This is a genomic window from Kitasatospora cinereorecta (assembly GCF_024172095.1).
GTDB classification, from domain to species: Bacteria; Actinomycetota; Actinomycetes; order Streptomycetales; family Streptomycetaceae; genus Kitasatospora; species Kitasatospora cinereorecta.
This window is the reverse complement of record NZ_JAMZDX010000006.1, coordinates 729,407-751,507: the sequence shown is the minus strand read 5'-3', so window position 1 is coordinate 751,507 and position 22,101 is coordinate 729,407. Positions and strand designations below refer to the sequence as shown.

The following is a 22,101-nucleotide window of genomic DNA, read 5'->3' as shown; positions in this document are numbered from 1 at the left end:
TGAGCGCCAGGTTGTAGCCCGTCCGCTCGGTGTCGTAGCCGTCGTCGCCCGGCCGGAACACCGGCCCCGATATCCCGATCATGCGCCGACGCTAACCCCGGGGCGCCCCCGGCCGCCGCTGCGCGGCCGCGTCTGTGTCAGGTCGGGGCGCGCCGCCGCGGCCGGCGGTCGTAGGGTCCGAAGACGGACCCCAGGGTCACTGACCGATGTCGTACGGCCTGGTCATCACCTCGAGGCTGTGGCCGTCGGGGTCGTCGAAGTAGACGCCGCGACCGCCGTGCCAGGTGTTGATCCGGTCCGGGTGTCGGTGGAACGGGTCGGCCCAGTAGGGGAGTTCGCGCTCCTTGACGCGGCCGAAGATCTCGTCGAACTCCTCCTCGGAGACCAGGAAGGCGTAGTGCTGCGGGGTGATCGGGCCGTCCACCCGGAGCACGTCGAGCGACACGTCATTGGTCAACTGGACCACCATGAACGGCTCGTAGTGCACCGGCGCGGGCAGGCCGAGCATCTCGGCGAGGAAGTGGGCCGACTTCCGGTTGTCCCGGGCGGACAGGATGGTGTGGTTCAGCTGGACCGGCATGGCGCGACTTCCCTTCGGACGGTGGCGGTTCGTCACCGACCGTAGAACCTCAAGCCCACTTCAAGTCAAGGGGGAACCCCGGTGGAGCCGACCGAACCGGACATCGTCGACCTGGCGCCGGGCGATCCGGCGCTGGAGCGGGACGTCGCCCCGCTGATCCGGGTGCTGCGCCCGCAGCTCACCCCGGCGGCGTTCACCGCTTTCGCCGCCGAGGCGCAGGCGCAGGGCCTGGTGTTCACCGCGGCGTACGGCGACGGAGGCGCGTGCCTGGCGGTGGCCGGGCACCGGGTGCTGGCGACCAGCCGCGGCCGGCTGCTCTTCGTCGACGACCTGGTGACGGCGCCCGCGGCGCGTTCCACCGGGGTCGGCGGCCTCCTGTTCGCGGCGCTGGCCGAGCGGGCCCGGCGGGCGGGCTGCGTCCGGATCGAGCTGGATTCGGGGACGGCCAACCACGGCGCCCACCGCTTCTACCACGCGCACCGGATGGCGGTGACGGCGCTGCATTTCGGGCTGGAGGTCTGACCCGCCGCGGGCTGTGTCAGGTCGGTCCGCGGACTTGACGGACCCGCCCGGGCACCTTTGACCCCCTCGGGGGCGCTGGCCAGGATTCCGGCCATGGGCGAAAACACACATCCGAACACGCCGCTTTTCCAGGTCCGCGCCGAGCGCCGGATTTCCGCCGCGCCGGACGCGGTCTACGCCGTGGTGAGCGACCTGCCGCGCAGCGGCGAATGGAGCCCGGAATGCCAGGGCGGCGCATGGGTTTCCGGTGAGCCCGGCGCCGTCGGCTCGGTGTTCCGCGGCGAGAACCTGCGCAGCGAGGACGTCGTCTCGTGGGCGCCGGTGGTCCGCGGCACCTGGCACACCCACGCCGAGGTGGTGGCGGCCGAGGCTGGCCGCACCTTCCGCTGGGCGATGCAGGACAGCAAGGGCAAGGCGCAGCAGAGCGTCTGGGGCTTCGACGTGGCGGCCGACGGCGAGGGCGGCACCGTGCTGGTGCACCACTTCCGGATGGACGGTGCCACCGAGGGCATCCGCGGTATCACCGCCGAAATGGACGACGTGGAGAAGAAGCAGTTCTTCACCGACTGGGGAATCAAGCTGGAGCACGATCTCGGCGTGACCCTGGAACGCATCAAGCTCGTCATCGAAAAGAACTGATCGCTTCCCGCGGATGAGAGGGCGGAAAGGTGCTTCTTCAGCGCATTGCAAACCGGGGAATCCGACTCGGCACGCTTTTTGAGCGGGCCGCGGCGAAGCACGGTGCCAATGTCGTGATCCTCGACCACGACCTCGACATCGCCCCGGGCCTGGGCCGGCGGGCGACGGTCGCGGAGATCGCCGACCTGATCGACGACTTCGCCTCGCGGCTGTGGGCGGCCCGGGTCCGTCCGGGCCAGCGGGTGGTGGTCTACAAGTCGGACGCGTTCGACATCACGCTGCTGGCCTGTGCGGCGGCCCGGATCGGCGCCGTCCCGGTTCTGCTGTCGCCGAAGCTGGACGGCGCGACCGTGGCCGAGCTGGTCCGCCGCACCGACGAGCCCTTCCTGGTCACCGACCAGACCAAGCTGGAGCACGAGCTGCCCGCCGAGGTCTTCGACCTGGCCGACAAGGTGCTGCTGACCAAGGGCAGTTGGCCGGGCGCCGTGGAGCTGGCCGGGCTGGCCGGCGCGAAGCGGGTCGCCCCGGTGACCATGCCGCCGGAGCACCCGACGCTGATCACCCACACCTCCGGCACCACCGGCACGCCGAAGCTGGCCGTGCACACCGGCCGTACGCTGCAGGCGCGTTACCGCCCGCAGGCGGCGGTGGTCCGCCCGCTGCTGCCGGGGCGCGAGACGATCGCGATGCATGTCTCCTTCGTCCACTCCCGGCTGATCACCGCGCTGGCGATCTCGCTGTTCCGCGGCTTCCCGATCCTGGTGCTGGCCGACTCGGACCCGGCGCACGTCGGCGACCTGTTCGCGCAGCTGAAGCCGGGCATCCTGGAGGCGCACCCGAACTCCTTCATGGAGTGGGAGGAGCTGGCCCGGGATCCGCGCAGGCCGCTCGCGAACGTGAAGCTGTTCTCCTCCACCTTCGACGCCATCCACCCGCGCACCGTGCAGACGATGCTGAACGCCTCCGAGCGCACCGCGCCGGTGTTCGGCCAGCTGTACGGGCAGAGCGAGATCGGCCCGGCCGTGGTCCGGTCGTTCTCCCGGCGGCGCGGCCTGGACGCCGACGGCCGCTGCGTGGGCATGCCCTTCCCGGGCTTCACCGACATCCGGGTGGTCAGCCGGGACGGCAACCCGCCGTCGGCGACCAATCCGGGCTTCATCGAGGTGAAGAGCGACGGCCGGATCGTCACCTACCTGGGCGAGCAGGAGCGCTACGACCGGCAGGTCAACGACGGCTGGTGGCGGATGGGCGACGTCGGCTACCGCACCAAGTGGGGCTGCGTGCACCTGCTGGACCGCGAGGTCGACGTGATCGAGGGCTTCGGCTCCACGCTGGCCGCCGAGGACACCCTGTTCGCCCGGCTGGAGGAGCTGGCCGAGGTCGTGATCATCCCGGGCCCGGACGGCCGGGCCGTCCCGGTGGTGTGCACCAAGGACGACGTGCCGCTGGACCTGGACGCCTGGAAGGCCGCCGCGGCGACCCTGCCGCCGATGGCCGCGCCGGTGCAGTGGAAGCTCGGCGAGCTGCCGCAGACCGCCACCACCAAGATCAAGCGGATCGAGCTGGCCGGCCTGCTGGCCGCGGGAGGCACCCGGTGACCGAGGCACGGATCGTCATCGTCGGCGGCGGCATCGGCGGCCTCGCCACCGCGCTCGCCGCGGCCCGCCGGGGCCACCGGGCGCTGGTCCTGGAGCGCGCCCCGGAGTTCGCCGAGATCGGCGCCGGCATCCAGATCGCCCCCAACGGCATCCACGCCCTGGAGCAGCTGGGCCTGGGCGACGTGGTGCGCGGCTCCGCCGTCCACATGCGCGAGCTGCGCTTCATGGACGGCGTCACCGGCGAGCACGTCACCAGCCTGCCGCTGACCGAGACCTACCTGGCCCGCTTCGGCAACCCGTACGTGGTGGTGCACCGCGCCGAGCTGCACTCGCTGCTGCTGGACGCCTGCCTGGCCGACGAGCGGATCGAGCTGCGCAGCAGCGCCACGGTGGCCGGTTACGAGCAGGACGGCCGCACCGCGAGCGTGCTGCTGGCGGACGGCGAGCGGATCACCGGTGACGCGGTGATCGGCGCCGACGGCATCCACTCGGCGATCCGCGGGCAGCTGGTCGGCGACGGCGCGCCGCGCAACTCGGGGATCACCGTGTACCGGGCGGTCATCCCGATGGACCAGGTGCCGGAGGAGATCCGCTGGTCGACCTCGGTGACCTGGTGGGCCGGCCCGCACTGCCACTTCGTCCACTACCCGATCGCCGGCGGCAAGTACCTGAACCTGGCCGCCTCCAGCGACAACCACGCCGTCGAGGCGACCGCCAACGTGCCGGTCACCAAGGACGAGGTGCGGGCGGAGTTCGCCGGCCTCGGCGAGGACGCGCACCGGCTGCTGGAGCTCGGCGAGGGCTGGCGCTCCTGGGTGCTGATCGACCGCGACCCGGTGGACACCTGGACCGACGACCGGGTCACCCTGCTGGGCGACGCCGCCCACCCGATGCTGCACTACGCGGCCCAGGGCGCCTGTCAGGCCCTGGAGGACGCGGTGCTGCTCGGCGAGCTGCTGGACTGCTCGGCCGACGAGTTCCCGCAGCGCTTCGAGAAGTACAACGCCGAGCGGCGCGAGCGCACCGCCCGGGTCCAGCTCACCGCCCGGGACTCGATCCGGCTCTGGCACCCGGCGGGCGAGGACGCCGAGCGGCGCAACGCCCTGCTCCGCGGCCTGTCCGAGGACGAGCTGCACGATCAGGTCGAATGGATGCACGGCGCAAGGGAGTTCGGCATCATGGACAAGCGTACGAATGGAGACCGGTCATGACCGCCCGTCAGTTGCAGGTCTGCATCATCGGCGCCGGACCGCGCGGCCTGTCGGTGCTGGAGCGGCTGTGCGCCAACGAGCGCCGCAGCGACTCCGGCGGGGAGGTCACCATCCACGTGGTCGACCCCTCGGCGCCGGGCGCCGGCCGGGTCTGGCGCACCGGCCAGTCCCGCCACCTGCTGATGAACACGGTGGCCGCCCAGATCACCGTCTACACCGACGAGTCGGTGCGGGTCGAGGGCCCGATCGAGCCCGGCCCCACGCTCTACGAGTGGGCGAAGTCCCTGGCCGACCTGGCCGGTTCCGGCGAGTACGACGACGAGACGCTGGCCGAGGCCCGCGACCTCGGCCCGAACACCTACCCGACCCGCGCCTTCTACGGCCGCTACCTGCACGACTCCTTCCTCGCCGTGGTGGCGGCCGCCCCCGCGCACGTCACCGTCCGGGTGCACCGCTCACGGGTGGTGGCGATGGCCGACACCCACGGCGTGCCCGGCGGCCCGCAGGGCGTCCGGCTGGAGGACGGCACCCGGCTCAACCGGCTGGACGCGATCGTGATGGCCCAGGGCCACGTCCCGGCCCGGCTGTCGCCGCGCGAGGCCAAGGCGGCCAGCCTGGCCCGGATCCACCACCTCACCTACGTCCCGCCGGCCAACCCGGCCGACGTCCACGTGGGCGCGATGGCCGGCCAGAACGTGCTGCTGCGCGGCCTCGGCCTGAACTTCTTCGACCACATGGCCCTGTTCACGCTGGGCCGCGGCGGCGCCTTCGAGCGCGGCGCGGACGGCCGGCTGGTCTACCGCGCCAGCGGCGAGGAGCCCAAGCTGTACGCCACCTCGCGGCGCGGCATCCCGTACCACGCCCGCGGCGAGAACGAGAAGGGCGCGTACGGCCGTTACCTCCCCCGGCTGCTCACCCCCGAGCTGATCGCCGGAATGCGCGAGCGCTCCCGCGAGGGCCGGCCGGTGCAGTTCTCCACCGACCTGTGGCCGCTGATCTCCCGCGAGGTGGAGAGCGTCTACTACGGCGCGCTGCTCACCGCGAAGGGCCGCGACGCCGAGCGCGAGGAGTTCACCGGGCGCTTCCTGACCGCCGAGGACCCGGCCGCGGTGCTCGACGCGTACGGCGTGCCGGCCGACGAGCGCTGGGACTGGGAGCAGCTCTCCCGCCCGTACCGGGGCCTGGAGTTCGCCGACCGCGCGGCCTTCCGCAGCTGGCTGCTGGACTACCTGGCCAAGGACGTGGTCGCCGCCCGCGAGGGCAACCTCAGCGGTCCGCTGAAGGCCGCCCTGGACGTGCTGCGCGACCTGCGCAACGAGATCCGCCAGGCGGTCGACCACGGCGGCCTGGACGGCGACTCGCACCGCGACGACCTGGAGGGCTGGTACACCCCGCTCAACGCCTTCCTGTCGATCGGCCCGCCGGCGAGCCGGATCGAGCAGCTGATCGCCCTGGTCGAGGCCGGGGTGCTGGAGCTGATCGGACCGGACACCGAGATCCGCATCGACACCGACGACCCGGCGTTCGTGGCGCACTCGCGCACCGTCCCCGGCCCGCCGGTCCGGGCGAGCGTGCTGGTCGAGGCCCGGCTGCCCGAGCCCGACCTGCGGCGCACCGCCGACCCGCTGCTGCGCCACCTGCTGGAGACCGAGCAGTGCACCACGTACCGGATCGGCGGCGCGGCCGGCGGCAGCTACGAGACCGGCGGCCTGGCCGTCACGGAGCGGCCGTACCGGCTGCTGGACGCCCGCGGCCGGGCGCACCCGCGCCGCTTCGCGTACGGCATCCCGACCGAGTCGGTGCACTGGGTGACCGCGGCCGGCATCCGGCCGGGCGTGGACTCGGTGACCCTCGGCGACTCGGACGCCATCGCCCGCGCGCTGCTAGCGCTGCCGCCGGTCGCCCAGGTGCCCGCCGAGGTCCGGCCGCAGCCGGCCGAGACCGACCTGCGGGGTGTGCTGGTATGACCGGGCAGCCGTTCCCGGGGACGGACTCGGGCCTGCTCTCGCCGGTCCGGGCCGGGACCCCGGTCGAGGAGGCCGTGGGCGACCGGGCATGGCTGCAGGCGATGCTGGACGCCGAGGCGGCGCTGGCCCGCGCCCAGGCCGGCCTCGGCACGGTGCCCGCGCGGGCCGCCGACGCGATCACCGCGGCGGCCCGCGCCGACCGCTTCTCCTTGCGCGAACTGGCCCTGGCCGCCCGGGAGACGGCCAACCCGGTGGTCGGCCTGGTGCAGGCGCTCACCCGCGTGGTCGCCGCCGAGCACCCGGAGGCGGCGGAGTACGTCCACCGCGGCTCGACCAGCCAGGACGTCTTCGACACCGGCGCGATGCTGGTGGCGCAGCGGGCGCTGCGGCTGATCCGGGCCGACCTGGCCCGCACCGCCGACGCGCTCGCCGCGCTGGCCGAGGAGCACCGGGACACCGTGATGGCGGGCCGCACGCTGGCCCTGCAGGCCGTCCCGACCACCTTCGGCCTGAAGGCGGCCGGCTGGCGGCAGCTGGTGCTGGACGCCGACCGGCGGCTGGCCGCGGTGCTCGACGGCGGCCTGCCGGTCTCCCTCGGCGGCGCGGCCGGCACCCTGGCCGGCTACCTCGAGTTCGCCCGCCTGGACGGCCCGGCCGAGAGCCGGGACCCGGGCGGGTACGTCGACCGGCTGGTCGACGCCTTCGCCGCGGAGACCGGGCTGGCCCGCCCGGTCCTGCCGTGGCACGCACTGCGCACCCCCGTCGCGGATCTCTCGGCGGCGCTGGCGTTCACCACCGGCGCGCTGGGCAAGATCGCGGTGGACGTGCAGTCCCTGACCCGGACGGAGGTCGGCGAGGTCGCCGAGCCGACCGCCGCCGGGCGGGGGGCCTCCTCGGCCATGCCCCACAAGCGCAACCCGGTGCTGGCCACCCTGATCCGCAGCGCGGCCCTGCAACTGCCCGCGCTGGCCTCGATCCTGACCGGCTGCCTGCTCTCCGAGGACGAGCGCTCCGGCGGCGCCTGGCACGCCGAGTGGCTGCCGCTGCGCGAGTGCCTGCGGCTGGCCGGCGGCGCCGCCCACACCGCGGCCGAACTGGCCGAGGGGCTGCAGGTCGACCCCGAGCGGATGCGCGCCAACCTGGAGCTCACCGGCGGGCAGATGGTCTCCGAGCGGATCGCCGCGGTGCTCGCCCCCACCCTGGGCCGGGCCGCCGCCCGGAATCTGCTCAGCGCGGCCTCCGCCGAGGCCGCCCGCAATGGAGTGCCGCTGGCCGAGGTCCTGGCCGGCAGCGGGCTGCTCTCCGCCGAACGGGTCGCCGCGCTGTGCGACCCGACGGCGTACACCGGCGCCGCGGGCGCCCTGGTCGACCGGGCGGTGAAGCCATGAGGACGCGCGACCTCGAACGCTGGGATCCGGAGGACGACCTCGCCTGGCGGCGGGGCGACAGCCGGGTCGCCTGGCGCAACCTGGCGCTGTCGGTGCTCTCCGAGCACATCGGCTTCTCGGTGTGGAGCCTGTGGTCGGTGCTGGTGCTGTTCATGTCGCCGGCGATCGGCCTCGGCTTCACCCCGAGCCAGAAGTTCCTGCTGGTCGTGGTGCCCACGCTGGTCGGCGCGGCGCTGCGGCTGCCGTACAGCTGGGCGGTCACCCGCTTCGGCGGCCGCACCTGGACGGTGTTCGCCTCCGCGGTGCTGCTGGTGCCGGCGCTGGCCGCGTTCGTCTTCGTCCAGCGGCCCGGCACCCCGCTGTGGGTGTTCCTGCTGATCGGCGCGGCCACCGGGCTCGGCGGCGGCAACTTCGCCTCCTCGATGACCAACATCACCGCCTTCTTCCCGCAGCGCTACCAGGGCCGGGCGCTCGGCCTGAACGCCGGCGGCGGCAACCTGGGCGTCGCCGCCGTCCAGCTGATCGGCCTGCTGGTGATCTCCACCGCAGGCGCCGGCCACCCGGCGTACGTGATCGCCGTCTACCTGCCGCTGATCGTGCTGGCCTCGCTGCTGGCCGCGCTCGGCATGGACAACCTGCCGAAGTCCCGGGTCCGGGCCGACCGCGGCGCCCAGGGGGAGGCCCTGCGGGCCGCCGACACCTGGTGGATCTCGCTGCTGTACGTGGGCACCTTCGGCTCCTTCATCGGGTACGGCTTCGCCTTCGGCCTGGTGCTGCAGACCCAGTTCGGCTCCACCCCGCTGCAGGCGGCCGGACTGACCTTCCTCGGCCCGCTGCTGGGCTCCTTCGCCCGCCCGTTCGGCGGCTGGCTGGCCGACCGCCGCGGCGGCGCGCGGGTCACCTGCTGGACCTTCGCCGCGATGGCCGGCGGCACGCTGGTGCTGCTGGCCGCCTCCGCCCGGCACTCCCTCGGCCTGTTCCTGGGCGGCTTCGCGGTGCTCTTCGTGCTGAGCGGGATCGGCAACGGCTCGACGTACAAGCTGATCCCGGCCGCCTTCGCGGCACGGGCCGAGCGCGCGGTGCTCGAAGGGCGCCCGGCCGCAGCCGAGTTCGCCCGCGCCCGGCGGCTGTCCGGGGCGGTGATCGGCATCGCCGGCGCGATCGGCGCGCTCGGCGGGGTCGCGGTCAACCTGGTCTTCCGGGCCTCCTACGGGCACCCGGGCGGCGGCGGGGAGGGCGCGTTCTGGTCCTTCCTCGGCTTCTACGCGCTGTGCCTGCTGATCACCCGCGCGGTGTACCTGCGCCCGGCCGGCCAGCCGGCCCTGGCGGCCCGGAGAGTGGAGCGTGACCGTGTCCGCGGCTGAACCACAGGTCGCCACCCACTGCCCGTACTGCGCCCTGCAGTGCGGCACCCGCCTCACCGGTGCCCGCGGCGCGGTTCAGGTGCGGCCCGACGCCGACTTCCCGGTCAACCGGGGCGGGCTGTGCCAGAAGGGCTGGACCGCCCCGGCCCTGCTGGACGTCCGGGACCGGCTGCGCACCCCGCTGGTGCGCGGCGCCGACGGCGACCTGCACCCGACCGACTGGGACACCGCACTGGACACCGTCGCCGCCGGTCTGCGCCGGATCCGCGCCGACCACGGCCCGGACGCCGTCGGCGTGTTCGGCGGCGGCGGGCTGACCAACGAGAAGGCGTACCAGCTCGGCAAGTTCGCCCGGCTCGCGCTCGGCACCAGCCAGATCGACTACAACGGCCGGTTCTGCATGTCCTCCGCGGCCGCCGCCGGCATCGCCGCCTTCGGGCTCGACCGCGGCCTGCCCTTCCCGGTCACCGACCTCGGCCGGGCCGAGACCGTCCTGCTGGCCGGCGCCAACCCGGCCGAGACCATGCCCCCGCTGATGCGCCACTTGGAACGGGCCCGCCTGATCGTGGTCGACCCGCGCCGCACCCGCACCGCCGAACGCGCCGCCGTCCACCTGCAGCCCGCGCCCGGCACCGACCTGGCGCTCGCCCTCGGCCTGCTGCACCTCGCCGTGGTCGAGGGCCGCACCGACACCGGCTACCTGCGCACCCGCACCACCGGCTTCACCGAGGCCTGGCAGCGCGCCGCCGCCTGGACCCCGGACCGGGTCGAACGGCTCACCGGCGTCCCCGTCGCCGAACAGCGCGAGGCCGTCCGGCTGCTGGCCGACGCCGACCGCGCGTACGTGCTCACCGGGCGCGGCGCCGAACAGCAGAGCAAGGGCTCCGACACCGTCGCCGCCTTCATCAACCTCGCCCTCGCCCTCGGCCTGCCCGGCCGCGAGGGCAGCGGCTACGGCTGCCTCACCGGCCAGGGCAACGGCCAGGGCGGCCGCGAGCACGGCCAGAAGGCCGACCAACTGCCCGGCTACCGCTCGATCACCGACCCGGCCGCCCGCGCCCACGTCGCCGGCGTCTGGGGCGTCGCGCCCGAGGAGCTGCCCGGACCGGGCCGCAGCGCGTACGAGCTGCTGGACGCCCTCGGCCGGGACGTGAAGGCGCTGCTGGTCTTCGGCTCCAACCCGGCCGTCTCCGCCCCCCGCGCCGGACACGTCACCGACCGCCTCGCCGCCCTCGACCTGCTGGTGGTCGCCGACTTCGTCCCCTCCGAGACCGCGCGGATGGCCGACGTGGTGCTGCCCGTCACCCAGTGGGCCGAGGAGGAGGGCACCCTGACCAACCTGGAGGGCCGGGTGCTGCGCCGCCGCCGGCTGCTCGCCCCGCCCGCCGGCGTACGCGGCGACCTGGACGTGCTGCACGGCCTCGCCGTCCGCCTCGGCCGGCGCGCCGACCACTTCCCCACCGTGCCCGAAACCGTCTTCGAGGAACTGCGCCGCGCCTCCCGCGGCGGCGCCGCCGACTACTCCGGCATCGACTACGCCCGGCTGGACGCCGGCGAGGCACTGCACTGGCCCTGCCCCGAACCCGGACACCCCGGCACGCCCCGGCTCTTCCTCGACCGCTTCGCCCACCCCGACGGCCGCGCCCGCCTGGCCGCCGTCGACCACCGCGACGCCGCCGAACTCCCCGACGGGCAGCGTCCCCTGTACGCCACCACCGGCCGTGTCCTGGCCCACTACCAGTCCGGCGCGCAGACCCGCCGGATCCCCGAACTGGCCGCCGCCGCCCCCGAACCCTTCGTCGAGGTCCACCCCGACACCGCCGCCCGCGCCGGACTGGGCGACGGCGACCTCGCCGACGTCTCCTCGGCCCGCGGCACCGTGCGCGCCCGCGTCCGGCTGACCGGCTCGGTGCGCACCGACACCGTTTTCCTGCCCTTCCACTTCCCGGGCGACGGCCGGGCCAACCTGATCACCAACCCGGCGCTCGACCCGCGCAGCCGGATGCCCGAGTTCAAGGTCAGCGCCGTCCGGATCGCCCCGGCGGAACCCGCATGAACGACCGCGTCCTCGTCGTCGGCCACGGACCGGCCGCCCACCGCCTCGTCCACCGCCTGCGCGCCCTCGGACACACCGGGCCGCTGACCGTCCTCGGCCGGCCCGGCACCCACCACGGCCTGGCCACCGCCGTCCTGACCGGCGCCCTGCCGCCCGACGCCGCCGACCTGCCCGCCCACCCCGCCGGGACCGCCGAGGTGCACCACGTCCGGGCGGTGCGGATCGACCGCGCCCGCCACGCGGTGCACGCCGACGACGGCACCGTCCACCGCTACGACACCCTGGTGCTCGCCACCGGCGCCCGACCCCGGCGGCCGGGCCCGCACCTCGGCGGGGACGTCCGGGCCCTGCGCGCACCCGCCCGCTCCGCCGTCGGCGACGGACCGGTGGCCGTGCTCGGCAGCGGCCCGTACGCCGTCGAAGCCGCGCTCGCCCTGCGGCGGACCGGACGCGACACCGTCCTCGTCCACCCCGGCGAGCGCCTGCTGGACGGGCTGCTCGACCCCGACGCAGCCGACCTGCTCGCGGTGCGACTCGCCGCGGCCGGCGTCGACCTGCGGCCCGGCCGCACCGCGGTGGAACACCTCCCCGGCACGCTGGTGCTCGACGACGGCGAGGCGCTGCCCGCCGACACCCTGCTGTTCGACACCGGCCTGCGCCCCACCACCGACCTCGCCCGCGCCGCCGGACTCGCCGTCCACCGCGCGGTGACCGTCGACGCCCTGCTGCGCACCTCGGACCCCGCCGTACACGCCCTCGGCGACTGCGCCGACGCCCCCGGCGACGGCTGGGAGCAGGCCGAGGCACTGGCCCGGCTGCTCACCGGCGCCACCCCCCGGCTGCGCCCCGGCCCGGTCACCCGGCTCCCGGCCGCCGACACCCTGGCCATCGGCACCCCCGGCGACGGGGACCAACAGCTCACCCTGCGCGACCCCGCCCGCGGCCGGTACGCCGCCCTCGGCCTGCGCGGGGAACGGATCGTCAGCGCCTCGATCGTCGGACTCCCCCGCGCCGTCGCCGCCGTCACCCAGCTCCACGACCGCGACCTGCCGGTCCCCGCCGACCGGCTCGCCCTGCTGCTCGGCACCCCCGCCGCCCTGCCCGGCGCCGCCGAACCCGGCCCCGACACCGTGGTCTGCCACTGCGCCACCGTCACCCGCCGCACCCTGGCCACCGCCTGGCACGCCGGCGCCTGCGACCCGGCCGCGCTCACCGCCGCCACCCGGGCCGGCTCCGGCTGCGGCGGCTGCGCGGGCGAACTCCGCGCCCTGTGCCAGGCGTTCGCCCGCGAGGACCCGGCCGCCCCCGGCACCGGCGCCGTCCCGGCCGCCCGCACCCGCCCCCGAACGGAGCAACCCGTATGACCCGCACCCTCGTCGTGGCCGGCCACGGCATGGTCGGCCACCGCCTGGTCGAGGACCTCAGATCCCACGACCGCACCGATGCCTGGCACGTGATCGTGCTCGCCGAGGAGAGCGTCCCCGCGTACGACCGGGTGGCGCTCTCCTCGCGCGTGGACGGCCGCGGCGCCGACAGCCTCTCCCTCGCCGGACCCGCCTTCCTAGCCGACCCCGCCGTCGACCTCCGGCTCTCCACCGCCGCCGTCGCCGTCGACCGCGCCGCCCGCACCGTCCACTGCTCCGACGGCACCCGGCTGCGCTACGACGCCCTGGTCCTCGCCACCGGCGCCCGGCCCTTCGTCCCGCCCGTCCCCGGCCACGACCTGCCCGGCTGCCACCGCTACCGCACCCTGGACGACGTCGACTCCATCCGCGCCGCCGCCCGACCCGGCCGCGCCGGCGTCGTCATCGGCGGCGGACTGCTCGGCCTGGAGGCCGCCAACGCCCTGCGACTGCTCGGCATGGAGCCGCACGTCGTCGAACTGGCGCCGCGCCTGATGCCCGTCCAGGTGGACGACGGCGGCGGCGCGGTGCTCGCCCGGCTGATCGGCGAGCTCGGCGTCCGGCTCCACCTCGCCACCGCCACCACCGCGATCGACGCCGGCCCCGACGGCCGCGTCGCCGCCGTACGCCTCGGCGACGGCACCCGGATCGACACCCCGCTGGTCGTCTTCTCCGCCGGGGTCCGCCCCCGCGACGAACTCGCCCGCGACGCCGGCCTCCCGGTCGGCGAACGCGGCGGCGTCCTCGTCGACACCCACTGCCGCACCGCGGACCCGCGGATCTGGGCGATCGGCGACTGCGCCGCGGTCGACGGCCGCTGCTACGGCCTGGTGGCACCCGGCTACCGGATGGCCGAGACCGTCACCGCCCAACTCGTCGGCCTCGACCCCGCGCCCTTCCCCGGCGCCGACACCGCCACCCGCCTCAAGCTCCTCGGCGTCGACGTCGCCAGCCTCGGCGACGCCCACGCCACCACCCCCGGCGCGATCGAGTTCGCCACCACCGACACCCGCGCCGGCACCTACCGCAAACTCGTCCTCGCCCCCGACGGCCATACCCTCCTCGGCGCGATCCTCGCGGGCGACGCGAGCGAGTACGGCGCGCTCCGCGCTTCGCTGGTTCACCACTGAGGGGCGCGAGGAACTGCGCCACCAACCACCGCTCTACCTCAGCTGTGGGCTGGTCGCGTCGTTCCTCGCGCCCCTCAGTGGCCAACGCCTATCGCGGGCCAACCCATCAGGGGCGCGGGGAACTGCGCGACCAACCATCGCTCTACCTCAGCTGTGGGCCGGTCGCGTCGTTCCTCGCGCCCCTCAGTGGCCAACGCCTATCGCGGGCCAACCCATCAGGGGCGCGGGGAACTGCGCGACCAACCATCGCTCTACCTCAGCTGTGGGCCGGTCGCGTCGTTCCTCGCGCCCCTCAGTGGCCAACGCCAATTGCGGGCCAACCCATCAGGGGCGCGGGGAACTGCGCCACCAACCACCGCCCTACCTCAGCTGTCGGCCGGTCGCGCAGTTCCTCGCGCCCCTCAGTGGTGAACGCCAATAGCCCCCGGCGGGGAGTCCGGGGGCTACTGGTCTGCGGAGATGGTCAGTCGCGGATCACGGTCTTCGTCCGCATCAGGAACTCGCCGAGGTACCCGTCGTGCGGCACGCCCGGGCGGATCCAGTAGGTGGGGTGGTCGCCCCGGTAGACGTTACTGATGGTGGGTTCGTCGAGCAGCCGGTCGACGAGGCGGTCGTCCTCGGTGAGGACGGTGAGCACCAGGCTGTGCCGCAGCGGCCCGATCCCCGCCTCCGGCGTCCAGGGGGCGACCCAGACGCAGGGGAAGGAGAGCTCGATGCCGGCCTGCTCGGCGTCCGGCCGGTCCAGCTGGTGGACGGCGGGGCGGAGCACCGCGCTGCCGTCGCCGAGCTCCTCGACGACGCCGTCGCCGCCGAGCCAGGCATTGGTGCCGGCGGCGCGGGCGAGCAGGTAGCGCTCGATGGCCCGGGCGGATTCGGTGGGCTGGACGGCGAGGACGGCCTTCTCGTCCTCGGGGGGCAGGCTGGGGATGGCGGCGAGCCGTTCGGCGATGGCCTCGGCGAGCGGGCCGGGGTCGCCGTCGACGAGGACGGTGGTGGCGTTGATGCAGGCGACGCCGCCCTGGTGGCTGATGGAGTCGACGATGGTGTCGAGGTGGTCGCGCCAGTCGGTGTCGGCGGTGACGAGGATCTTGGAGCGGCCGGGGCCCTGGGGCAGCACGTTGCTGCCGGCGTACTTCTTCACCACGTCGTCGCCGCCGTAGACCAGGCCGAGGTCGGCCTGGGCGAGGACCTCGTCGGCGGCGTCGTGGTCGGTGGGCAGCAGGACGACCTGGTCGGCGCCGAATCCGGCCGCGCGCAGGGCGGTGATCAGCCGGTGCGGGGTGAAGGGTTCGCGGCGGGAGGGGCGGACGGCGATCCGGTAGCCGAGGGCGAGGGCCTCCAGCCACAGGGAGTGCGGTCCGGGGTGGTTGCCGGCGGCGTGGACGGCGAAGACGCTGCCCTTGCGGGTCCACACGGCGCTGCCGTCGAGGGTGGCGCGGTCGCGCCAGTCGCTGACGGCGCCGGCGGGCTGGGCCTGGTAGGCGGCCCAGCCGGACTTCTCGGCGGAGTCGACGATGGCGGCGGTGGCGTCGCGAACCACCGAGAGCGGCACGCCGGAGACCCGGGCGACGGTGGTCTCGTACTGCTCGAAGGTGAGGCCGTCAATGACCTCCTCGGCGAAGATCCGGCCGGCGGCGGCGAGCTTGGCGATCCGCTCGGCGGCGGGCAGGCTCTCGGCGTCGCGCAGGGCCTTCATCGCCCGGGTGACGAACAGCTTGGGGACGAGGCTGAGTTCGGCGACGGGGACGCCGGTGACGTCGGTGACGGTGAGCCGCTTGCGGGCCCGGAAGGGGCCGTTGGGGCCGAGCGCGTCCAGTTCGATGAGCGGGGCGGCCATCTAGTAGACCCCCTCGATCACGGTCTCGTTGTCGAACTCCTGGACCGGGGCGATGTCGGCGACCGAGTCGCCGATCTGGCCGGGCAGCCCGGGCAGGCGGGTGCCGTAGTCGCGCTCCAGGTTGTTCGGCATCAGCAGGCTCTTGGAGACGTGGTGCATGACCACCTGGCCGCGCGCGCCGTACTCGACGGTGCCGCCGGTCTTCGGGTCGACCACGCCGAAGCTCATGTACGGCGAGTACGGGTCGTAGATGCACGGGTCGTCGTCGGTCAGGCCGTGCCGCTCGCTGGCGTTGCCGAGGATCATGGTGGAGCCGTAGCCGCTGTAGAGGACGGCGTCGGGGAAGACCTCGGTGCGGTAGAGGTGGCGGGTGTCGGGGTCCATCTGGGTGCCGACCCAGTTGATCGCGCGGACCTTCTCGTTGACCAGCTTGGCCAGGTCGTCGCGGCGGGCGATCCGCTCCAGCACCGGCGGGGTGCACATCAGGACGCCGATGTCCTGGGTCTCCAGGGCGAAGGCGACCTGGTCGACGATGTGCTCGGCGTAGGCGCCGGCCTCGGCGGCCTTGCCGTCGCCGATCAGCTTCTTGACCCAGCGCGGGTCGAGGTCGACGGTGAAGGAGAGGCCGCCGCGGTACTTGGTCTGCTGCTTGATGACGTCGCCGACCATGTGCGGGCCGTTCGGGGCGACGATCAGCCAGTTGGCGCCGAGCGGGACGCCGTGGCCGTCGAGCTGGGCGCTGGACCAGCCGAGCAGCTTGTCCAGCCAGTCGCGCATCAGCACGATCCGCTTGGGGGCGCCGGTGGTGCCGCCGCTCTCGTAGATGCCGACGACGTCCGGGCGGTCGCCGTAGCCGCGCGGGATCAGGTCCTCGACGCGGGCGAAGCGCAGCTCGTTGGCGAGGTTGGGGAACCTGGTGAGGTCGTCCCAGCTGCGGATGTCGGTCAGCGGGTCGAAGCCGAGGCTGTCCGCGCGGTCCAGCCAGAACGGGGCGCCGGTCTCGGGGGAGAAGTGCCAGCGCATCGCGGCGCTCAGGTACTCCTCGGGGTCGGGCTGGACGTCGAAGGGCAGGTCCAGCACCGGGTCAGCGGCAGTCGACACAACGGTCCTTCCAGAGTGGGAGTTCAACGGTCGATACCCGACGGGTTGTCGATCGCGTAGCGCCAGCGCCCGTCGGGGCCGCGGCGGGCGACGTCGGTGGCCGAGCCTTCGAGGCGGATCGGTCCGTCCGGGCCCTCGCCCTCGATCAGGTAGTCGCCGATCAGGAGGGCGAGGTCGCCGGTCACGTAGGTGTGGCGCAGGGTCAGCCGGATCGGGACGCCCAGCGCGAGGAACTCGGCGTTGGCCTTCCGGCGGTCGTCGCCGGTGACGGTGCGGCCGGGTTCGGTGACGAACAGCGCGTCGGGCTCGAAGAGCTGGTCCACGGCGCCGAGGTCACCGGAGTTGAAGGCGTCGGCGAAGACGTACGGCAGCCGGGCCGGATCGGTGGGGGCGAGGGTCACGGCGGACGCTCAGCCGGTCTGCACGCCGGCGGTGGCCCCGGCGAGCTGCGGCTCGCTGGGCAGCCGGTCGAGGCTGAAGCCGAAGTGGGTCTTGTACGCGGCGAGCACGGCGGCGTCGTCCGGGTAGGTCTCGCTGCTGCGCTCCTTGCCGGCGACCACGGAGAGCTGGTTGCCCTTGAGGGTGATCCGGCCGTCCTCGGTGCGCAGGGAGCAGAACACGTCCTGCAGGAAGGGGGATTCCGGCGAGGTGCGGTACCACCAGAGGGTGGGCCGGAAGTCGGCGATGCGCACCGGGCGGTCGTCCAGGCGGTAGAGCGGCTTGCCGTTCAGCAGGACGTCGACGCCGCCGCCGTCCACGTCGAGCAGCTGGAACTGCCCGTCCGGGTCGGCCTGGACCTCGCGGGAGGCGAGGTCGAGCGGGTGGCGGCTGTTGCGGCCGAAGCCGGTGTCGACCAGCCACTGCCGGCCGTCGAGGGTGACCCGCAGGGCGAGGTGGCACATGGCGGCGCCGAGCTCGCCGCCCGGGCGGTGGACCCGGCCGGGGAGGATCTCGACCTGGTAGCCGAGGGCGGTGAGCAGGAAGGAGAAGGCCGGGTTGACCTCGTAGCAGCCGCCGCCGCGGTGCTGGCGGACGATCTTGTCGAGGACCTGCTCGTCCATGTGGATCGGCTCGTCGAGGTGGTAGCCGAGGTTCTCGAACGGGACGGCGAGCACGTGGCGCTCCTGCAGGTGCCGCAGGGCGTCCAGGTCGGCCCGCTCGGGGCGCCGGGCGCCGATCCGCGCGAGGTACTCGTCCACCAGGGTGTCGTCCAGCACCGCTGTCTCCTTGTCGGGCGAACTGTCGGGAAGTCTTGAAGGGGTGGGGTCGGGGCCCCGGGGTCACCAGCGCAGCAGCGCGAGGCCCATGGCCATGCCGCCGCCGAAGCCGGCCAGCAGCACCAGGTCGCCGGGGGCGAGGTCGCCGGCGCGGGCGGCCAGGTCGAGGGTGATCGCGATCGAGGCGGAGCCGGTGTTGCCGTACTCCTGGAAGCTGGTGGCGGTGTGCCCGAAGGGGATGCCGAGGCGGTCGGCGAGGTCCTCGAGCATCCGTCCGTTGGCCTGGTGCGGCACGAAGCGGGCGACGTCGGCGGGGGTGTGTCCGGCGTCGGCGAGGAAGGCGTGGACGGCGGGCGGGACGTTGTCGTTGACGAAGTCCCGGACGCCGCGGCCGTTCATCCGGAAGAAGTGCAGGCCCTCCTGGACCGTCTCCACGGTGGCCGGGAGGCGGCTGCCGCCGGCCGGGACCTCGATCAGGTCGCGGTCGGCGCCGAAGCTCGCCAGCCGGCCGGCGATCAGGCCGCGGCCGGGGCCCGGCGCGAGGCCGAGCACCACGGCGCCGGCGCCGTCGCCGAACAGGATGGCGGTCTTGCGGTCGGCCGGGTTGAGGATCCGGGAGTAGATGTCGGCGCCGATCACCAGGGCGTAGCGGGAGTCCGAGTCGCGCAGGATCCGCTCGGCGGTGGTGAGGGCGAAGACGAAGCCGCTGCAGACCGCGTTGACGTCGAATGCGGCGGTGCCGGGGGCGCAGCCGAGTTCGTCGGCGACCACACAGGCGGTGGGGGGCTGCGGCGAGTCGGGGGTGGAGGTGGCGACCACGACCAGCGAGACGTCCGAGGGCCGGATTCCGGCGTCCTCCAGGGCGGCCCGGGCGGCGATGACCGCGAGGTCGCTGGTGGCCTCGTCGGGCTTGGCCCGGCGGCGGTTCAGAATTCCGGTCTTCGCGTGAATCCATTCGCCGGTGACTCCGGCCGGCTCGCCGACCTCGGAATTGGTCACCACATGGGCCGGAAGGTACGAGCCGGTTCCCACGATGCCGATGGCGGAATCGGCCCGGACGTTGCCGGGAATTCCCGTCGTGATCATCCTTTTCCCCTCGCTCTTTCGAATTCCTCCGCCCTTCGATGGTCCCGCTCCGGTATTCGGCCGGGCAAAGCCCTCGGGCGCACCTTGTCAGGTAGTCGGAAATGCCAGCCCGAGCCGGGCCAGGGTGGGCAGTTGGTGTACGCCCTCGGTGGTGGCCTCGACCTCGAACGAGAGCCGTTCGTCGGGCAGGCGGCCGATCAGTTCGGCGGCCCGGGTGGAGAGCGGCTGACGGGCCGCCTCGGCGGACTCCCAGAGCTGGAAGGCGCCCCAGCGGTTGCGCTCGCGGTCGGCGATCCACACCTTCAGCAGGAGGCCGGGGTAGCCGGCCCAGCGCTCGACCGCCTCCTCGCGCAGGAACTCCCGCAGCGAGTCGACGGTCTGCGCCGAGCCGTCCAGGTCCCACCAGGCGACGACCGCCCTCATCGGGCCGCCGCCGCGACGGCGCCGAGCACCTGGGCGATCAGGTCGCCGGTGATGCGTACGCCGTCCTGGGTGAGCACCGATTCGGCGTGGAACTGCATGGAGGCGAAGTGCGGCCCGCGCAGGGCGTGCACCTCCCCGGTGGCCGCGTCCCGGCTGACCGTGACCGGCCCGACGCCGGGGGCGTCGAACTCGTCGGCGGGGCTGTTGGCGGCGAAGGTGTTGTAGAAGCCGACCCGCTCGGGCCGGCCGAACAGGTCGATCGGCTTCTGCACGCCCTGGTTGGGCACCTCGCGGCGGCGCAGGTCGAGTCCGAGCGCCAGCGAGAGCACCTGGTGGCTGAGGCAGACCGCGAGGAACGGGCGGCGCTCGTCCAGCAGGCGCCGTACCGCGCCGCGCAGGTGGGCGATCTTCGGGTGGCCGGCCTCGCGCGGGTCGCCGGGGCCGGGGCCCATCACCACCAGGTCGTGGCCGTCGAGGTCGTACGGCTCGTCGAAGCGGCGGACGGTGACGTGCAGGCCGAGCGAGCGCAGCTGGTGGTCGATCATCGAGGTGAAGGTGTCCTCGGCGTCCACCACCAGGACCCGGCGGCCGGCCAACTCGTGGCGCGGACGCTCGCGTTCGGCGTCCTGGGCGAGCCAGAAGCCGGCGATCGAGCGGTTGCGCTCCTCGAGGGCGGCGCGCACGCTCGGGTGGGCGCCGAACCGGGTCCGGTCGCCGGACTCCAGGGCGGCGATCAGGCCGGCCGCCTTGGCCCGGGTCTCGGCCACCTCGGAGAGCGGGTCGGAGTGGCGGACCAGGGTGGCACCGACGCCGATCCGGACCTTGCCGGCGGCGTCGATGTCGGCGGTGCGGATCAGGATCGCCGAGTCCAGCGAGCGTCCGCCGGCCGCGTCCCGGCCGATCAGCGCCGCCACGCCGCTGTAGTAACCGCGGCCGTCCGGCTCGTACTTGCGGATCACCCGGGCGGCCGACTCCAGCGGGCTGCCGGTGACGGTTGGGGCGAACATGGTCTCCCGCAGGATCTCCCGCGGGTCGCGGGCGGTGCGGCCCTCGATGAAGTACTCGGTGTGCGCGAGGCGGGCCATCTCCTTGAGGTACGGGCCGACCACGCGGCCGCCCGTCTCGCAGATCCGGGCCATCATCTTCAGTTCCTCGTCGACCACCATGTAGAGCTCGTCGGCCTCCTTGCGGTCGGCGAGGAAGTCCATCACCTCGGGCAGCGAGGGCCCGGCGGCCGGGTAGCGGTAGGTGCCGCTGATCGGGTTCATCACCGCGGTGCCGCCGTGCACGCTGATGTGCCGCTCGGGGGTGGCGCCGACGAAGGTCCGCTCCCCGGTGTGCACCACGAAGGTCCAGTACGCGCCCTGCTCGCGCTGGAGCAGGCGGCGGAACAGGGCCAGCGCGGCGGCCGGGGTGTAGCCGGTGATGTCGACGGTGAAGGAGCGCTTGACGACGAAGTTCGCCCCGGCGCCCTCGCCGATCTCCTCGGCGATCACCCGGCGGACGGTCTCGGCGTACGCCTCGTCGTCCACGTCGAAGTGCCCGCCGGTGAGGTGGATGTCCACGTCGGGGATCCGCGCGGACACCTCGGCCAGCGGCAGCACCTCCTGGCCGGTGACGGTGAGCGCGATCAGCGGGGCGCCGTCGTCCGGCGCCTCGAAGCCGCGCTCGGCGATCTGCCGGTACGGGACCAGCGCGAACACCTCGTGGCGGGGGCCGCCGGCCGGGGTGCCGTCCGAGGGCAGCGGGATGCCGGCCAGGGTGGCCGGGGTGGAGACCTCGCCGAGCAGCACCTCCACCAGGCCGGGGCCGGTGGCCTCCGGCCGGTGGAGCAGCGCGAACGCCGGCGGCCGCTCGGCGAGGACGGCGTCGAGCAGCGTCATGCCGCCACCTCCTTGGCGGTCAGCACCACGGCGCAGCGCTGGGCCGCGTACTCCAGGGCCATCCAGTGGTGGTCCTCGGTGAAGTCGGCGACGGCGTCGGCGACCAGGAAGGTCTCGATGTCGTTGGTGAACGCCTCGACCGCGGTCATCAGCACGCCGACGTGCGCGTACACCCCGCAGACGACCAGCTGGTCGCGGCCGGCGGCGCGCATCCGGTCCAGGAAGTCGTTGTTGAAGAACGCGCTGTAGCGCCACTTGGTGACCAGCCAGTCCTCCGGTCCGGGGGCGAGCCGGTCGACGATCTCCCGGTCCGCCGGGTCGACCTTCATGCCGGGGCCCCAGAAGTCCATCAGCAGTCCGCGCTGCTCGGTGGTCATCCCACCGGGCTGCGCGGTGTACGCGACCGGGACGCCGTGGGCCACGGCCCAGTCGCGCAGCAGCACGGCGTTGGCGAGCAGCTCGGTCTCCTCGCCGAACGGCTTGAGGAAGTAGCGCTGCATGTCGTGGACGAGCAGCACGGCGCGGGCCGGGTCGACCGTCCACAGGGCGGTGTTGGCGGGCAGGTCGCCCGCGGTGGGCATCGGGTAGGGGGCGATGGCGGGTATGCCTGTCATGGGGGTTTCTCCTGGTTCGGCTGGGTGAGGACGCGGCCGGTGCCGCGTCGGGCAGCCCTGGTCGCAACAGGGGGCGACGACT

Annotated in this window: 19 protein-coding genes; 10 read left to right on the top strand and 9 right to left on the bottom strand. The window is 74.1% G+C overall.

Features of this window, described 5'->3' with window-relative positions; all coding sequences use genetic code 11:
* Positions 1-196: 196 nt before the first annotated feature.
* Positions 197-580, bottom strand: a complete 384-nt coding sequence (locus FHR36_RS32735; protein ID WP_253803181.1) for a VOC family protein — start codon at positions 578-580, stop codon at positions 197-199.
* Positions 581-661: 81 nt separating this feature from the next.
* On the opposite strand from FHR36_RS32735, the gene FHR36_RS32730 reads away from it, so the two are divergent.
* The 10 genes from FHR36_RS32730 to FHR36_RS32685 are packed head-to-tail and all read left to right on the top strand — an operon-like array spanning position 662 to position 13,858.
* Positions 662-1,102, top strand: coding sequence for a GNAT family N-acetyltransferase (locus FHR36_RS32730; protein WP_253803179.1), 441 nt, complete (start codon positions 662-664; stop codon positions 1,100-1,102).
* Between the two features lie 57 nt (positions 1,103-1,159).
* Entirely contained in the window at positions 1,160-1,741 is a 582-nt protein-coding gene (locus FHR36_RS32725) for an SRPBCC family protein (RefSeq protein WP_308199702.1), read from the top strand.
* A gap of 29 nt (positions 1,742-1,770) precedes the next feature.
* Complete coding sequence (locus FHR36_RS32720) at positions 1,771-3,339, top strand: class I adenylate-forming enzyme family protein (protein ID WP_253803176.1); 1,569 nt, start codon at positions 1,771-1,773, stop codon at positions 3,337-3,339.
* A complete protein-coding gene (locus tag FHR36_RS32715; protein WP_253803174.1) occupies positions 3,336-4,550 on the top strand; it encodes a 3-hydroxybenzoate 6-monooxygenase in 1,215 nt (404 codons plus the stop codon). Before FHR36_RS32720 ends, FHR36_RS32715 begins: the two co-directional genes overlap by 4 nt.
* A complete protein-coding gene (locus FHR36_RS32710; protein ID WP_253803171.1) occupies positions 4,547-6,517 on the top strand; it encodes an FAD/NAD(P)-binding protein in 1,971 nt (656 codons plus the stop codon). Before FHR36_RS32715 ends, FHR36_RS32710 begins: the two co-directional genes overlap by 4 nt.
* On the top strand, positions 6,514-7,905 hold the full coding sequence (gene pcaB, locus FHR36_RS32705; protein WP_253803168.1) for a nitrosuccinate lyase: 1,392 nt from the start codon (positions 6,514-6,516) through the stop codon (positions 7,903-7,905). Before FHR36_RS32710 ends, pcaB begins: the two co-directional genes overlap by 4 nt.
* Positions 7,902-9,269: a nitrate/nitrite transporter gene (locus FHR36_RS32700; protein ID WP_253803166.1), complete on the top strand. Its 1,368-nt coding sequence runs from the start codon at positions 7,902-7,904 to the stop codon at positions 9,267-9,269. The genes pcaB and FHR36_RS32700 overlap by 4 nt, the downstream gene beginning before the upstream one ends.
* Positions 9,256-11,325, top strand: coding sequence for a molybdopterin oxidoreductase family protein (locus FHR36_RS32695; protein ID WP_253803164.1), 2,070 nt, complete (start codon positions 9,256-9,258; stop codon positions 11,323-11,325). The genes FHR36_RS32700 and FHR36_RS32695 overlap by 14 nt, the downstream gene beginning before the upstream one ends.
* On the top strand, positions 11,322-12,689 hold the full coding sequence (locus FHR36_RS32690; protein WP_253803163.1) for an NAD(P)/FAD-dependent oxidoreductase: 1,368 nt from the start codon (positions 11,322-11,324) through the stop codon (positions 12,687-12,689). Before FHR36_RS32695 ends, FHR36_RS32690 begins: the two co-directional genes overlap by 4 nt.
* Entirely contained in the window at positions 12,686-13,858 is a 1,173-nt protein-coding gene (locus FHR36_RS32685) for an NAD(P)/FAD-dependent oxidoreductase (protein WP_253803161.1), read from the top strand. Before FHR36_RS32690 ends, FHR36_RS32685 begins: the two co-directional genes overlap by 4 nt.
* Positions 13,859-14,321: 463 nt before the next feature.
* On the opposite strand, the gene FHR36_RS32680 is transcribed toward FHR36_RS32685, so the two are convergent.
* The 8 genes from FHR36_RS32680 to FHR36_RS32645 all read right to left on the bottom strand — a co-directional run bounded on the left by FHR36_RS32680 (position 14,322) and on the right by FHR36_RS32645 (position 22,019).
* Positions 14,322-15,695, bottom strand: coding sequence for an aldehyde dehydrogenase family protein (locus FHR36_RS32680; protein ID WP_253803159.1), 1,374 nt, complete (start codon positions 15,693-15,695; stop codon positions 14,322-14,324).
* Positions 15,696-16,796 (bottom strand): phenylacetate--CoA ligase family protein, encoded by a 1,101-nt coding sequence (locus FHR36_RS32675; protein ID WP_253803157.1) that lies wholly within the window; start codon positions 16,794-16,796, stop codon positions 15,696-15,698.
* Positions 16,797-16,819: 23 nt separating this feature from the next.
* Entirely contained in the window at positions 16,820-17,197 is a 378-nt protein-coding gene (locus tag FHR36_RS32670; protein WP_253803156.1) for a YybH family protein, read from the bottom strand.
* 9 nt (positions 17,198-17,206) lie between these two features.
* Entirely contained in the window at positions 17,207-18,013 is an 807-nt protein-coding gene (locus FHR36_RS32665; RefSeq protein WP_253803153.1) for an arylamine N-acetyltransferase family protein, read from the bottom strand.
* A gap of 63 nt (positions 18,014-18,076) precedes the next feature.
* Positions 18,077-19,099, bottom strand: a complete 1,023-nt coding sequence (locus FHR36_RS32660; RefSeq protein ID WP_253803150.1) for a 3-oxoacyl-ACP synthase III family protein — start codon at positions 19,097-19,099, stop codon at positions 18,077-18,079.
* Between the two features lie 87 nt (positions 19,100-19,186).
* Positions 19,187-19,522 carry a YdhR family protein gene (locus FHR36_RS32655; protein ID WP_253803148.1) on the bottom strand — a complete coding sequence of 112 codons (336 nt, stop codon included), beginning with the start codon at positions 19,520-19,522 and terminating at the stop codon, positions 19,187-19,189.
* Complete coding sequence (locus FHR36_RS32650; RefSeq protein ID WP_253803145.1) at positions 19,519-21,405, bottom strand: anthranilate synthase family protein; 1,887 nt, start codon at positions 21,403-21,405, stop codon at positions 19,519-19,521. The genes FHR36_RS32655 and FHR36_RS32650 overlap by 4 nt, the downstream gene beginning before the upstream one ends.
* Entirely contained in the window at positions 21,402-22,019 is a 618-nt protein-coding gene (locus FHR36_RS32645; protein WP_253803143.1) for an isochorismatase family protein, read from the bottom strand. The genes FHR36_RS32650 and FHR36_RS32645 overlap by 4 nt, the downstream gene beginning before the upstream one ends.
* Positions 22,020-22,101 lie beyond the last annotated feature (82 nt).

What these genes read in the sequence shown, in the direction of transcription:
- FHR36_RS32690 (WP_253803163.1), top strand. Translation starts at nt 11,322, where the DNA reads ATGAACGACCGCGTCCTCGTCGTCGGCCACGGACCGGCCGCCCACCGC.
- FHR36_RS32680 (WP_253803159.1), bottom strand. Translation starts at nt 15,695, where the DNA reads ATGGCCGCCCCGCTCATCGAACTGGACGCGCTCGGCCCCAACGGCCCC.
- pcaB (WP_253803168.1), top strand. Translation starts at nt 6,514, where the DNA reads ATGACCGGGCAGCCGTTCCCGGGGACGGACTCGGGCCTGCTCTCGCCG.
- FHR36_RS32655 (WP_253803148.1), bottom strand. Translation starts at nt 19,522, where the DNA reads ATGAGGGCGGTCGTCGCCTGGTGGGACCTGGACGGCTCGGCGCAGACC.
- FHR36_RS32735 (WP_253803181.1), bottom strand. Translation starts at nt 580, where the DNA reads ATGCCGGTCCAGCTGAACCACACCATCCTGTCCGCCCGGGACAACCGG.
- FHR36_RS32685 (WP_253803161.1), top strand. Translation starts at nt 12,686, where the DNA reads ATGACCCGCACCCTCGTCGTGGCCGGCCACGGCATGGTCGGCCACCGC.
- FHR36_RS32710 (WP_253803171.1), top strand. Translation starts at nt 4,547, where the DNA reads ATGACCGCCCGTCAGTTGCAGGTCTGCATCATCGGCGCCGGACCGCGC.
- FHR36_RS32660 (WP_253803150.1), bottom strand. Translation starts at nt 19,099, where the DNA reads ATGATCACGACGGGAATTCCCGGCAACGTCCGGGCCGATTCCGCCATC.
- FHR36_RS32650 (WP_253803145.1), bottom strand. Translation starts at nt 21,405, where the DNA reads ATGACGCTGCTCGACGCCGTCCTCGCCGAGCGGCCGCCGGCGTTCGCG.
- FHR36_RS32700 (WP_253803166.1), top strand. Translation starts at nt 7,902, where the DNA reads ATGAGGACGCGCGACCTCGAACGCTGGGATCCGGAGGACGACCTCGCC.
- FHR36_RS32645 (WP_253803143.1), bottom strand. Translation starts at nt 22,019, where the DNA reads ATGACAGGCATACCCGCCATCGCCCCCTACCCGATGCCCACCGCGGGC.